The sequence below is a fragment of the Paenibacillus sp. RS8 genome (assembly GCF_041956825.1).
GTDB lineage: Bacteria > Bacillota > Bacilli > Paenibacillales > Paenibacillaceae > Paenibacillus_AQ.
The window spans coordinates 6,515,974-6,528,146 of sequence record NZ_CP168131.1; the positions used below are offsets into that span (position 1 = coordinate 6,515,974).

Genomic DNA, 12,173 nt, shown 5'->3' on the forward strand with positions numbered 1-12,173 from the left:
CCGGAGAGTAATCCACTCTTTTGAATCAAGACATGTGAATTAGGGTTATTAAACTACATAGATTATTATTTTGAAACTGGGGGATGTTTCTATTGCAACAACAGAAGTATTTTCGGACAAGTCTTGCTATTATCGCTTTTTTACTTATTTTGTACTTAAGCTCTAAAGTAATGTTTCTATTCGCACCACTGGCTGCCATTATCAGATTATTACTCGTTCCCATGGTACTATCAGGTTTCATGTACTACCTGTTACGGCCGTTAGTAAGGCTTCTTGAAAAAAGAAAATTAAACCGCACACTTTCCATCCTGCTCATTTATTTCCTATTTGCGGGATTGTTCGTTCTCTTCTGGGTTCTAGTCTGGCCGACGCTGCAAGAACAAATTCAGAACTTTATAGATAACACCCCTTATCTCGTTCAGGGATTACAAGATCAGTTCAATGCATTAAGAGACAATCCCTCATTGTCACGTTTTTTCCAAGGAGACTCTGACATAGCTGCCCGTATATCAGAATATCTAAGCGATGCTATTACTTGGGTGACCAATTCGATGTCCAATTTGATCGGCGTAGTTTCCAGTATTGTAATTCTAATCGCTACCTTGCCCATCATTCTGTACTACATGCTGAAAGATGACTATAAGCTATCCCCTAAATTACAGAGTCTAATCCCGAAAAAATACCGTAAGGAAGGCAAAGAGATGTTCGGGGATATCGACAGCGCACTGAGCAGCTTCATTGTCACACGTGTGGTGTTAAACGTCGTACTCGGTATTATGTTATATATCGGTTTCCTTATCATCGGTCTGCCTTACTCACTGCTGCTCGCAGTAATTTCTGTACCGCTCAATTTCATTCCTTATGTGGGTTCTTTCCTTGCGGGAATACCGGTAGTTATTGTTGGATTCATTGAGTCACCTACGATGGCAATATGGTCTTTGGTCGTCATATTCATTGCTCAGCAAATCCAAGATAACGTACTCTCACCGATCATTTACGGAAAATCATTAGATGTTCATCCATTAACTACTGTCCTTCTTGTTCTTATAGGTGGTGATTTCTACGGTATTATTGGCGTGCTAATTGCACTACCCGTCTATATGATTGCCAAAATTATTTTCCTGCGAGTGTATGAGATAATTGTTGCAGATCGAGAGGAAGAGGCTGAGCCTCTGAAGAATGAACAGCTATAACGTTTGCTAAGAAGTTATACGAACTGTCTGAAGTTACATAAATAAAAAGGTACGCCTCCAATTGGAGACGCACCTTTTTATTTTTCTTAATAGAGGAACTAAAATAATTACCCCCGTAAAGAACGAACTACAAAGACGTGATTGCCCTTCATAAGGTTCTGTCCATCCTGTAGTGTAACTGAACCCTTTGTATGCGAAACGATGGTCGTGTTCAGAGCAATCAGCCGATCCTCTTTCCACACGCTCACTGCCGATTTAAAATATACTGCGTTATCAAATTGCTGCCGTTCCCTCATCACATAACCCACAGAATGCAAGACTGGAGGCAGCGCTCTTTCTCTAGGAGCCAAAGCCTTGATGACCACAATATCCTGGAAAGGCACGGCAATTTCCTGATGACCGATAACCGCTACAGAAGCAGAAAGATCCCATTTGCGCAAAATCCCCTTCATGATTGTGTAAGGTTCTTCACCGCAGTACATGATAACCGGTTTACCTACCCAATGCTTCATAGCCCCCTCCTCCTTCCCAACATCCCACTAGCTATAAGTCCGAAATGAACCAATCGATCCCTTTCATACCCTTCGGCTCCAAAAACTGATTGACCTTCGAAAAAGGACGACTACCAAAGAATCCACGATAGGAAGAGAGCGGACTCGGGTGTGGAGACTGAATAACCTCATGTCGACTTTGGTCTATAAAGGCGCCTTTTTTTTGTGAGTGACTTCCCCATAAAATAAAAACTATCGGTGTAGTTCTTTCATTTAACTTCTTCATTATAGCGTCTGTGAATGTCTCCCAGCCTAAACCTTTATGAGAATTCGGTTCTCCCTCTCGTACCGTTAGTACTGAGTTGAGCATAAGTACTCCCTGTTCTGCCCATCCCAGTAAGGACCCATGGTTAGGAATCGGTACTCCGACATCCTCCGTTAGCTCCGTATAAATATTACGCAGTGAAGGCGGTACACGCACGCCCGGATTTACAGAGAAGCTTAAGCCGTGAGCTTGTCCCGCCCCATGGTAGGGATCCTGACCCAGAATAACAACCCGTGTCTCACTATATGGCGTAAGCCTTAACGCCGTGAATAGCAATTCTTTTGGCGGATAGACCGTATGATCCTTATATTCACTTTCCAGATTATCCATAAGCTCCAGAAAATAAGTTTTTTGCATTTCTTCCCGTAATATCTCATCCCAATCGTTGCCGAACATCCCGTTTCTCCTCCTCAATCCGAAACTCAGAACCTTACTGCACCTATTTCCGACCGTAATCTGCCTTGATTTCGCCCCACTCTTTGGTCTGCCATTTCAGCACTTTATTGTCATACGTATTGGTTTGTAACCAACGTTCTGCCCGGTCAATAAGCACCCAAATCTCCTCTGTTGAAGCATCGCGCGGCAAGGTTGTCGCAACCTTTTTCTGCTTTACCCATTTCATTGCATTCACAGAGTCACTGTAGACCGTCTTCTTACTTCCCTCTTTCTTCAGCAGCGCCAAGGCATGCACAATTGCTAAAAATTCACCTAGATTATTAGTTCCTTTTTTAATCGGCCCACAAGAGAAAATAATATCTCCGGTTTGTGTATCCACGCCTTTGTATTCAACTGGACCCGGATTGCCTCGAGTTCCTACATCTACTGATATGCTGTCGTAATCAATTTCTGCTGAGGTCTCAACTGATGCGCTTCGTTTAAAAGAACTTGTCCCCTTAGACTTAGCTGCGCCAGATGCAGATGCCCCTGTTCCCCAATTGCCTTTCCAACCTGCTGTGTAAGCCGCATCTGCCGCCGCTTTAGATTCATAAGATTTATATTTGGCTCCGGTATAGTGATCGGTCTGCGCCTGACATTCTGCCCAAGTGCTGTAGACTCCCGGTTGCTTGCCTTCCCATACTACATAATACTTCTGTTTAGCCATTGGTATAGCTCCTTTTTCACCTTAACTTATTGTAATCCAAAATGCTTCTTCATCGAAAGTAGATTGTTATTTTTCGCAAATTTCTCCGTATAAATTACACTTTTCAGTTCATACTATACGCCAGAGATGTCCAGGCCTATATTACCATTTGTAGAATGATCGGTAAATATTATTGTGTCCACAAGCAAAGCACCACATTAATATTAACTAATCAGTCTATAGTAAGCTCGAAGGATATCAGTACAATTACTCAGGGAGGTTATACAGATGAGAAAGATAGCAAGCGTAGCCGCAGTATTTGCAATTGTGCTATTGGTCGGATGCGGAAACTCAACCAATAACAATGCCAACGTCACCCCTACCGCCACCACTACACCTGGCAACGCCAATAACGAAGGTACCGCTGATACCCCAAATAACACCACAGATGCTGTAACCTCAGCTTCAGTAGTGGATAATGAAGAGGCCTTTAAAAAAGCTATCAGTGCAGACGGTACTTGGATAGCTGCTACACTGAAAGACTTGACCTTCACCGAGGATCTCGTACTGGACGGACAATTTACGAATAAAGATGAACCCGCCCGTAAAATTGCTCTCTACACACAAGATGCAGATCACAATATCACTAACTCCTATAAACTGACTGCACCAAAACTTACGATCAAGAGTAAAAACGCTCGTATTCAAGGCGGCACATTTATTGGTGATGTATACGTAGAAGCGGATGGCTTCAGCTTAGTAAATGCAACGGTTGAAGGGAATGTTTACTTCGCAGATGCTAAGTATCAATCCACCTTCGATACCTCGGATCAAGGAAAAGTAACTGGTGTTACTGAAGTGAAAAAATAAGCAAAAAGGTGCTCTCAAGTCTATATGACCTGAGAACACCTTTTTTTCATGCCTTCATTATTCCTGATAAAATCCATTTTTGAAAAAAGTATACCATCCATCGACTTTTTCTACCGGCATAACCTTTAACTTCTTCAAGATTTCCCTTGTAAATTCCAATGCAGCCGTGCCATTAGCAGTAATGATATCATCACTCGAAACGGTCTGTTGTTCTATAAAATTCGCATGTCCTTTATAATTTGGAGCGTACTCCTTTAAGTAATCCAATGAATTTCCAGTGTGAGGAATGTGATCTAAATAACCATGTTCTGCTAAAAAAGTGGTTGCATCACATATAGCGGCTATTGGTGTCCTATCTTGTATACTTTGTTCTACAACTGGAATAATCGCAGAATTATCTTTCCAGCCTGTACCCCCAATTAAAATTAACATTTCAAACTGGGCGGGTAAACTATCAATAGTATAGTCAGGTACAACAGTAAATCCGCCCATAGAGTGTACATTCTCGCCATTTAAAGAAACTGTCCTAACTTTGTATTCACTTTCTGGCTTGTTTAGCTCGGCACTTAAATAGCCAGCTTCCCAATCCGCATATCCATCAGAAATAAAAATCAATACTTCTTTTTTCATTTACTCACCCCCCTCAAGATTCAACACCGTATTTGCTACTTCCCGCCCGTTAACCAACAACACAATCTGATGTTCCCCGGGATAATGACGGCGAGTGGTTAAATCCGCCCAGCGATGCGTCCGTTTGCCAGACAGAATTGTACCCCCAGGTACTGTTTTATCTGATAGTAAGAAAGATTTACGAGAGGTTCGACCTGTAGCCTTCACGAAATAGATGCCATATTCTATTCGAACACGGGCAGGAGTTCCTTCACAAACTTGAAGCTCGTATTGTAATTCGGAGCTTTCTCCAATCCGCAGGATGGAAGGATCAATCGTGATAGAAGCACTCGTTATGAGTGGTGTTGCTTCGTCTGCTTGCTCCGCATATCCAAATAAAGCCATGATCTCCGGATTAGCTTTACGGATTAAAGAACGACAACCATGCCGCACAATCCAGTCTGTGAGGGGATCTGTACCTATCCAGCGGCGCGCGGTCTCAAGTACCACTTCTGGGTGATCCTTCGCAATATCGTTCAAATTGTTGGCCACGCTCTTGCGCACATATAGGGAGGAGTCTGTCTTCAGTTGCTCAAGTACAGGCAGCACAGGGGCTGGATCAAGCTTAAACATCGGGAGCGCCTGTCCCCAGGGTAGTCGAGGGCGACAACCCTCACTTGCTAACCGGCGTACATGCTCATCAGGATGCTTCGACCATACTAGCATTTGCGCCATCATCCGCTCCGGTTCACGAATGAGAAACGGTCTGACCGCAAATTCTGCCGACGATTTCGATGTGAACCTTTCCAGCGCCTGCATGGACAACTCCCAATGTTCAGCTCCTTGCCCGAATACCTCTACAAAATCCGGAAAGATCAAGTATGGAAATCCTACACAATCCTCAGTAATGGCGAACAATATCGCCAGTGCTTCCTCATAGGGAAGCTGTAAATGACTTCCCAGTGTCTCCGTAATCCGTCGCATCCTTGCCTTCAGTTCGAGCGCATCCCAGGGTTCCGACATAGCCGAAATGACAAATGCATCCGTGTCGAAAACACTATATACACTGCGAATCTTTTCGCCGAAATCATGCAGAAATTGTTCATTGTACATCGCTTTTAAAGGTTCAGCCATTGAATATCCCTCATTTTCTTCTATAGATCTTCAGAGTTAATCTGTTATGAAATCGTAGCACACCCAATTTGACAACAGTATGTCAACTTCAGCCGCTCCTTAATCTAGAACATCAACCTGCTTTGTCTCGAGATTAAGAATCCGACTTCTCGTATCATTGCTCGAAATATAAATAGGTTCTCCAGTAGAATCGATCCAATAAGAGATGGGAATCGAAATTCCGCAATTTCGGTAAGATCCGTCAGCATGGCTTGTCCCAATGATCATTGTGTTATATTTAATGGCAATCCTAGTCGCTTCCTCGATCCATAATGTAAACTGTTCTTCGCTGAACATGCCCACCCCAATCGGATGCGCGATGAAATCTAACGACTCTGCTTGTCCTTCCAAACCTATGTATCCCTGCAGCAGCTCAACACACAGCAAATAACCAATACGGAGACTATCCGCTTCCGCAACTGAAGGGCGATACAACTGTTCATCCATCGGTGATTTCGCTCGTTCCAAAATGATATCCCCCGAAGGATGAATCATCAGCGCTCTATCCTTATTATTGCTGTTCCTATATCCTGTAATGATCAGCTTCTTATATGTTTTGGCGAGTTCACATAAAGTCTTCACACTGGCTTCATCTGCTACATAACCTTCCGGATACAACACCGCGTCAAAAGAATCCTGCCTGCTCATTTCTTTGAGCAAATGCTCCAAATGGGGTTCGTGATTGGGTTGCGCTACGAGTAATCTCATATTTTCCCTCCAACGGTTAATTAATCAGTACCTTCACCTGTTCCATACTTTGCTCTGCACGACTGTTCAAAGCTCTTTTATCTTTAAGGCCAAGCTCCTTAAGATCATGTCCAGGGTCAATGACCAACGGCTGAGAAATTACATTTTCGAGGATTTGCACGGCAGCCTTACAGGCCTCAAATAACAATTCTTTTGAGATCACTTGTTTATGAGAGCCAATGATTTCAACCAGTTTCTCTGCGTAGATTAATCTAACCAAACTATCCGCACTCATCATATTCCGCAAGGCAAAAGAAGATACCTTCTCCACAATCCAGCTGTCTTGATAGTTTCTCGATAAAGCGTCTAGTGCAGTAATCGCATCCCAATCCCGGATCGACAACTGCTCGGTGTACTCCAAGGCTAATTCATTCAGCCATTCTAATTCTTGTTCTCTAGGAATTTCAAAACTCTTATACTCTTTAAGCAAACCTGCTTTATGCATATTTAAAAAATGACCCAGAAATCGTGTGTATAACTCCTTGGCTCTTTGAATCTGTTCTGTCATTTGGCGATCATCCTTTCATTACACAAATCATATCCGTCCGCAGGATTCTTTTCAAACCAGAATGTAAAAAAAGGGCAGACAGCGAAACAACTTCGCTACCTGCCCACGGGTGATCTTCGGATAATATATATAATTACAACCAAATTTCGCATATTTTTGACCAAAACCAAGTAATTCCTCCTCAAAATCATCAGCAAAACGTGGTAAAATAGTTCCTTAGGATTATATATTCATACATGTTGAAGATACCACCGGAGGGAATACCATGCCACATACACTTAATAAAAATATTGATTTTTTTATAGCCGCTTTATCCCAAACTTATATTTCTGCTCTACAGCTTGACCCTGATGGAATGTATTCAGAGGTAGCCTCAGGAATTGTGGAACAGTTCTCCGATGAACAGGTACGTTTAAGAAGATATGACGGCTCCGTATCGCACTATGCTAGGGACAATACAAAATTCCAGCGCAAATAAGGATAGACGAAAATACAGGCCAAAAAGACGTGCCTGGAGGAATCATCTACAATGATCTATCCTCCAGGCACGCCTATCCATCCTCTATATCCTGTTAGTTAAGTACAATCCATTCCCCTTCGGCATTCGCTGACTGTACTTCCGCCTCTATGATCTCCACAGATTCTGCTGCACTCTCCGGCGTACATATAACGATAGGCTTCTCTTGAATAATCGCATCCAGGAAGTAAACCAACTCTCTGTAGTAACCCGCATCCGGGGAAAGCTCTACCGTAAAGCCTGCTCCATCATTGGGATTCACCTTGACTCCACTACCATCAAATACAACATTTCCTCGTTCGAAGTTAACCCTGTACCCCATGTAAAAGCCAAAGTCGCCCTCCAGCGTCCAGTCAACCTGAGCATTGATTACTTTTGCATCCTTATAAAAATAGTGTGTAGAAACAATATCGTATCCACTTTCTGGGAGAACGTTCCTTCCTAAAGTCGATACTTTATCCGGTCTGCCGAACAGATAATTAATCATATCCGTATCGTGAATATGCATATCCAGGATAGCTCCGCCGCTTAGCTTCTCATCCAGAAACCAATCTTTAGGAGCTCCTGAACCACGGTAGAAATACCCTTCCGTTACTTTACCAAATTGCTCAGTTTCCACAACTTCTTTCAAATATTCATACCCTGGCCAAAAACGAAGGCACTGTCCGATCATCAGCTTCTTTCCACTGCGCTCCGCGGTTTCTACCATTTTCTGCGCTTCTACTGAAGTTCTAGCCATCGGCTTCTCACAGAAGACATGATATCCACGTTCTAGCAGCGAACAAGCCATTTCAGCATGCAGGTAAGTAGGAACTGCAATATCGATCATATCCAGTTCCTCACCCGCAATCATTTTCTCCAGATCATCATAGAGATTGTAAGCTGTTAAATCATACACTTCTTGAGCGGTACTCATATTGCCGTCCGCTTTACCGTCTTTTAGTTCCTCAATTCGCAAATCACAAATGGCTTTAAGGGCGATGGGATGCCCCTCTTCCATTAAGCGAACATAATTATCAAAATGCATCCGTCCCATAAATCCAAAGCCAATCAAACCTATTCTTAACATAGTGAATCCTCCCCCGCTAAATGAAAAATAATCAATCAAGTGCTATCCAAGCACCTTCCAGTGTCCAATCTGCCTGTGCATTGACCGCGCCGCCTCTACCATTTTCCAAGCCTCGGCAGAGTGTCTGGCCATCGGTTTCTCACAAAATACATGGTACCTTTGCTCTAATTATCAAAGTTCATTCGGACCATGAAACCAAGCCTACCAGTCCGACTCTGAATATTACTTTTCCTTCCCTACTCTAAGCTTTGAATGCGGTGCGTCCAAGGATGGCATCCATAGCTGCGGAAGTATTAAAAATAATTTGCTCTGTATAATGTGTGTACGACGGTATCATTTCACCTGTAACATAATTGTTGTATCCAATTTCATCAAGCGCTCTCATGACTGCCGGATAATCCACATCCCCAGCGAGCAAATCAACGAATCCGTGAAGCCCGCCAGCCGTACGGCGGTAATCTTTGAAGTGCACCTTTTTAATTCTGTGACCTAGAATCCGTATCCACTGCTCTGGATAACCGGAATGGACGATATTCCCAACATCAAGATAGGAACCTACATAACTGGAACCCACCGTATCAATAAAAGTACGTAATTCAAGCGGAGACAGCAAGAATTTATTCCATACATTCTCAAGTCCAATGGAAACGCCTGCTTGCTCAGCATCCTTGGCTAAATGACTAATCGCTTCCAGTGCTCTATCATAAGCTTTTTCATAATCAACAACCTCACAGCCCTCGATAAAATCCACACCAACAGCGCCAGGGATGACAAGAATCGTATCTACACCAAGCGCAGCCGCGAGCTCCAGTTGCTTTTTACATACGTCGATTGCCTTAGTTCGATTAGCTTCAGATTCACTTGTCATCGCATAAGACCAATACAGCCCAGTTGCCAGTCCCGCAATCTCTAGACCCGTTTCATTTATAGAATCACGAAGGATACGCGCTTCCTTCTCAGTGGTTTGCAAGCCAAGTTCACCTGTCTCATTTAATGACAGTTCGATACCGTCAAATCCAGCCGCTTTGGCCAGACGTACGCATTCTTTAATTTCTGTTCCCTCTCGAAACGACCAGATGTTGATTCCCTTTTTCATTTGGACCCTCCTCATATTTGTTCTTTTCCGTTTTCGACGTTATAGACTTTTATAGACTTAGATGCACTTTGTATCCTTTATTTATTTATATTATAATAGATAATAAGTTCAATTTATTTAGGCGAAGAAGAGACTTTTTGCATTATTCCGGTCTAATCTATTAAACATTCAGGAGGCAGTGCCATGTCTGACAAAGATCCCTCTTATCCATTGAGAAAGCAGGTACCCTCTCGTGATTGGTCACCCGGGATTCACTATGCACAATTGCAGACACTTCCCACTTGTACCTTTCCAAGAAGAAGACTATATGACTTCGAGCTACTATATGTTCGCCAGGGCAAATTATTAACAAAGATGGATACGGAGGAATATATACTGCACGCTGGACAGCTAATATTCCTCTCATCCGGGGTATATCATCAGAATGCTATTCTGTCAGATTCAGATACCAAGCTTATTGGAATCCATTTTGATTTCTTTGGGGAATCCATTATTACACATGAAGAAGATATGGTAGTGAAAGAGGATGAAGTAATGGACGATAAATTCGCCTTTGAAGCCGTAACCGCTCCTTTCATGCCATTGTCACAAGAACCGATCTACTCCCCACCTCCCGAATGTGTTCATGCCATGGAACAACTCGTTCATGAATTCACCATGCGGCCTGCCGGTTATGAGTGGGTCTGTCGAGGGCTGCTGCTTGGAATTCTGACTTCGCTGCTTCGATCGCAAAACTCCCGAGATGCAGCTAAATCTTCTGTTCACACCGAACGGATCAGAGCATTAATAGAGGAGATAGAAGAGCGGTTAGCAGAACGCTGGACCAACAAATCTATGGCTGCGGCCATGAATATGCATGAAGACCATTTTGCAAAGCTCTTTCGTGAGGTCGCCGGTATGCCCCCCGGAGAATACCTCCGTTCGATCCGGCATAGGGAAGCTCGTAAACTGTTGCGAGAAACAGATTGGCCGATTGAAAGGGTAGGCGAGCAGGTCGGTTATCCCGATATTCATTATTTCAGTAGAGTATTCTCGGCGAATGAGGGGATATCTCCACGTGCGTATCGTAAGTTGTCTCGGATTCTCTAAATCTATAGATGCGATAATCTCAGGGACTGATCGTTCTATGCGGACGCTACGCGAACGGACGTCTCTTTCAGCATGATCTGGCTCAATCTCTTCAAGCGCAAAAAAACTTCTCAGGTAAAAATGGAAGTACACACAACCATTTAAACGAAGAGCCCTAAGAATAATGTTCGGACGACTTACTTAAGCGAGGAAATTCTATTTATTAATGAACAAGATTTAACGATTATAAAAATATAAAAGATATCCCATAAGGTAAATGATAAAATCGGAATAGCTGTGGCATACAATAGAGGCTAGAATACTTTTTGTTTTCAAGTAAGTGACCGTATAATAAATTCCTAGAATAAAGGCAGTTATCAACTGAATCACATCGTATTTCAAATAAAAGGGAGACCAATTTATAAAGATGTGTCCTAGCATAAAATAAAAAGAAGACAAAAAGACCATCATGTTTATACCATTTGGACTCAGAGAGTTAAAACGTTTGAACCAAAACAACAGAAAAAATTGAATAACGAAAATCCGAAAGAATGGTTCTTCACTTAATCCAGGTAATGTACCAAATATCATAATATCTTTTACAGCATATATTACATTTCTACCTTCATATTGTTCAATTAAAGGTTGAAGACCAAGAGTTGAATAAATTAGTGCACAGCATATAACGACAACGAAAGGAAATATCAATATAAAATACTTGATGTACTTCATGCTAAGCTGCAGATTTAATGTACTAAAACCGACTTCCTTTAATCCCTTCCGTAAGAAATAATGAATGAGCAAGCAGGTAATCAAAAATTGAACAAGATACCAAGAAAATGCACTTATAAAATCTGTATTGTTAGCTAATCTCTCTGAATGGCTCATCATCCATGTCATTGGCCCGTTTATATCATAAGTAAGAAAATTAAATACATACTGCAGAGAATAAATAATGACGATTAAAATACAATTAAGAATCAAAAATTTGAGTGCTTTAGATAAGGTCATATAGTTACCTCCAAAAACTCTCTTCGGAGCGCCTTTATTACTCATTGCTTCTCCTCAACAAATCTTCTAAATTATACCATAAATTGTATCCAGAAGTACTTTAAGCTATTGGGGCCGCTACAAAATATAGGACATACAGATTAGTAGCTTTGTTATTGGAGATGAAAGCGGACAATTAAGTAAGAGGGGCAATAAATTAATCTAAGATAATGGAAGATTGAGGAATTAAAATCAAATATTAGGAACTAAGGTTGTGGATTCTACTCTAGTGGAATTCACCGACATGACACCACTGTCACGTACAGCAGCTACGCCCCTTCCTATCGCATAAGGAACCATGATATAAGAAGCTTGAAGAAAGATACAGGCCATATAAATATTAAGAATCATTTTTGAACCCCAAAACTTAAATCTC

Annotated in this window: 15 protein-coding genes and 1 pseudogene; 4 read left to right on the forward strand and 12 right to left on the reverse strand. The window is 42.1% G+C overall.

From position 1 onward, the window contains the following. Window positions 1-83: 83 nt before the first annotated feature. A complete protein-coding gene (locus tag ACDZ28_RS30650) occupies window positions 84-1,193 on the forward strand; it encodes an AI-2E family transporter (protein WP_375103538.1) in 1,110 nt (369 codons plus the stop codon). 107 nt (window positions 1,194-1,300) lie between these two features. On the opposite strand, the gene ACDZ28_RS30655 is transcribed toward ACDZ28_RS30650, so the two are convergent. From ACDZ28_RS30655 to rnhA, 3 genes are read right to left on the reverse strand one after another with little or no spacing between them, the layout of a single operon-like run. After that, window positions 1,301-1,705, reverse strand: a complete 405-nt coding sequence (locus tag ACDZ28_RS30655) for a hypothetical protein (RefSeq protein WP_076120672.1) — start codon at window positions 1,703-1,705, stop codon at window positions 1,301-1,303. A gap of 31 nt (window positions 1,706-1,736) precedes the next feature. Continuing rightward, window positions 1,737-2,405, reverse strand: coding sequence for a uracil-DNA glycosylase (locus ACDZ28_RS30660; RefSeq protein WP_375103539.1), 669 nt, complete (start codon window positions 2,403-2,405; stop codon window positions 1,737-1,739). Between the two features lie 43 nt (window positions 2,406-2,448). Then, complete coding sequence (gene rnhA, locus ACDZ28_RS30665; protein WP_042129956.1) at window positions 2,449-3,111, reverse strand: ribonuclease H; 663 nt, start codon at window positions 3,109-3,111, stop codon at window positions 2,449-2,451. 267 nt (window positions 3,112-3,378) lie between these two features. Between rnhA and ACDZ28_RS30670 the strand changes: the two genes are divergently transcribed. Next, the gene (locus tag ACDZ28_RS30670) at window positions 3,379-3,960 is read left to right on the forward strand and encodes a hypothetical protein (RefSeq protein ID WP_375103540.1); all 582 of its coding nucleotides are present in this window, start codon (window positions 3,379-3,381) and stop codon (window positions 3,958-3,960) included. A gap of 57 nt (window positions 3,961-4,017) precedes the next feature. On the opposite strand, the gene ACDZ28_RS30675 is transcribed toward ACDZ28_RS30670, so the two are convergent. From ACDZ28_RS30675 to ACDZ28_RS30690, 4 genes are all read right to left on the reverse strand, one after another. Beyond that, window positions 4,018-4,590, reverse strand: coding sequence for a type 1 glutamine amidotransferase family protein (locus ACDZ28_RS30675; protein ID WP_375103541.1), 573 nt, complete (start codon window positions 4,588-4,590; stop codon window positions 4,018-4,020). Then, window positions 4,591-5,703, reverse strand: coding sequence for a hypothetical protein (locus ACDZ28_RS30680; protein ID WP_375103542.1), 1,113 nt, complete (start codon window positions 5,701-5,703; stop codon window positions 4,591-4,593). A gap of 99 nt (window positions 5,704-5,802) precedes the next feature. After that, entirely contained in the window at window positions 5,803-6,450 is a 648-nt protein-coding gene (locus tag ACDZ28_RS30685; RefSeq protein ID WP_375103543.1) for a hypothetical protein, read from the reverse strand. A gap of 16 nt (window positions 6,451-6,466) precedes the next feature. Then, a complete protein-coding gene (locus ACDZ28_RS30690) occupies window positions 6,467-6,997 on the reverse strand; it encodes a hypothetical protein (protein ID WP_375103544.1) in 531 nt (176 codons plus the stop codon). A gap of 265 nt (window positions 6,998-7,262) precedes the next feature. On the opposite strand from ACDZ28_RS30690, the gene ACDZ28_RS30695 reads away from it, so the two are divergent. Further along, entirely contained in the window at window positions 7,263-7,475 is a 213-nt protein-coding gene (locus tag ACDZ28_RS30695; protein WP_042129966.1) for a hypothetical protein, read from the forward strand. A 94-nt stretch (window positions 7,476-7,569) separates the two neighbouring features. Here ACDZ28_RS30695 and ACDZ28_RS30700 read toward each other — a convergent pair whose 3' ends face one another. From ACDZ28_RS30700 to ACDZ28_RS30710, 3 genes and pseudogenes are all read right to left on the reverse strand, one after another. Next, a complete protein-coding gene (locus ACDZ28_RS30700) occupies window positions 7,570-8,583 on the reverse strand; it encodes a Gfo/Idh/MocA family protein (protein ID WP_042129968.1) in 1,014 nt (337 codons plus the stop codon). Between the two features lie 42 nt (window positions 8,584-8,625). Further along, window positions 8,626-8,739, reverse strand: a pseudogene (locus tag ACDZ28_RS30705) (Gfo/Idh/MocA family oxidoreductase); the annotation flags it as partial. Window positions 8,740-8,824: 85 nt separating this feature from the next. After that, window positions 8,825-9,679 carry a sugar phosphate isomerase/epimerase family protein gene (locus ACDZ28_RS30710; RefSeq protein WP_375103545.1) on the reverse strand — a complete coding sequence of 285 codons (855 nt, stop codon included), beginning with the start codon at window positions 9,677-9,679 and terminating at the stop codon, window positions 8,825-8,827. A gap of 183 nt (window positions 9,680-9,862) precedes the next feature. On the opposite strand from ACDZ28_RS30710, the gene ACDZ28_RS30715 reads away from it, so the two are divergent. After that, on the forward strand, window positions 9,863-10,768 hold the full coding sequence (locus ACDZ28_RS30715; protein WP_042129972.1) for an AraC family transcriptional regulator: 906 nt from the start codon (window positions 9,863-9,865) through the stop codon (window positions 10,766-10,768). A gap of 216 nt (window positions 10,769-10,984) precedes the next feature. Here the strand turns inward: ACDZ28_RS30715 and ACDZ28_RS30720 are convergent, their stop codons facing one another. Together ACDZ28_RS30720 and ACDZ28_RS30725 are read right to left on the reverse strand one after the other, a co-directional pair. Further along, window positions 10,985-11,803, reverse strand: a complete 819-nt coding sequence (locus ACDZ28_RS30720; RefSeq protein WP_375103546.1) for a CPBP family intramembrane glutamic endopeptidase — start codon at window positions 11,801-11,803, stop codon at window positions 10,985-10,987. Between the two features lie 186 nt (window positions 11,804-11,989). Beyond that, entirely contained in the window at window positions 11,990-12,148 is a 159-nt protein-coding gene (locus ACDZ28_RS30725; protein WP_375103547.1) for a hypothetical protein, read from the reverse strand. Window positions 12,149-12,173: the final 25 nt, after the last annotated feature.

Coding starts and splice junctions, on each gene's coding strand:
- ACDZ28_RS30650 (WP_375103538.1), top strand. CDS start 84: ATGTTTCTATTGCAACAACAGAAGTATTTTCGGACAAGTCTTGCTATT.
- ACDZ28_RS30655 (WP_076120672.1), bottom strand. CDS start 1,705: ATGAAGCATTGGGTAGGTAAACCGGTTATCATGTACTGCGGTGAAGAA.
- ACDZ28_RS30660 (WP_375103539.1), bottom strand. CDS start 2,405: ATGTTCGGCAACGATTGGGATGAGATATTACGGGAAGAAATGCAAAAA.
- rnhA (WP_042129956.1), bottom strand. CDS start 3,111: ATGGCTAAACAGAAGTATTATGTAGTATGGGAAGGCAAGCAACCGGGA.
- ACDZ28_RS30670 (WP_375103540.1), top strand. CDS start 3,379: ATGAGAAAGATAGCAAGCGTAGCCGCAGTATTTGCAATTGTGCTATTG.
- ACDZ28_RS30675 (WP_375103541.1), bottom strand. CDS start 4,590: ATGAAAAAAGAAGTATTGATTTTTATTTCTGATGGATATGCGGATTGG.
- ACDZ28_RS30680 (WP_375103542.1), bottom strand. CDS start 5,703: ATGGCTGAACCTTTAAAAGCGATGTACAATGAACAATTTCTGCATGAT.
- ACDZ28_RS30685 (WP_375103543.1), bottom strand. CDS start 6,450: ATGAGATTACTCGTAGCGCAACCCAATCACGAACCCCATTTGGAGCAT.
- ACDZ28_RS30690 (WP_375103544.1), bottom strand. CDS start 6,997: ATGACAGAACAGATTCAAAGAGCCAAGGAGTTATACACACGATTTCTG.
- ACDZ28_RS30695 (WP_042129966.1), top strand. CDS start 7,263: ATGCCACATACACTTAATAAAAATATTGATTTTTTTATAGCCGCTTTA.
- ACDZ28_RS30700 (WP_042129968.1), bottom strand. CDS start 8,583: ATGTTAAGAATAGGTTTGATTGGCTTTGGATTTATGGGACGGATGCAT.
- ACDZ28_RS30710 (WP_375103545.1), bottom strand. CDS start 9,679: ATGAAAAAGGGAATCAACATCTGGTCGTTTCGAGAGGGAACAGAAATT.
- ACDZ28_RS30715 (WP_042129972.1), top strand. CDS start 9,863: ATGTCTGACAAAGATCCCTCTTATCCATTGAGAAAGCAGGTACCCTCT.
- ACDZ28_RS30720 (WP_375103546.1), bottom strand. CDS start 11,803: ATGAGTAATAAAGGCGCTCCGAAGAGAGTTTTTGGAGGTAACTATATG.
- ACDZ28_RS30725 (WP_375103547.1), bottom strand. CDS start 12,148: ATGATTCTTAATATTTATATGGCCTGTATCTTTCTTCAAGCTTCTTAT.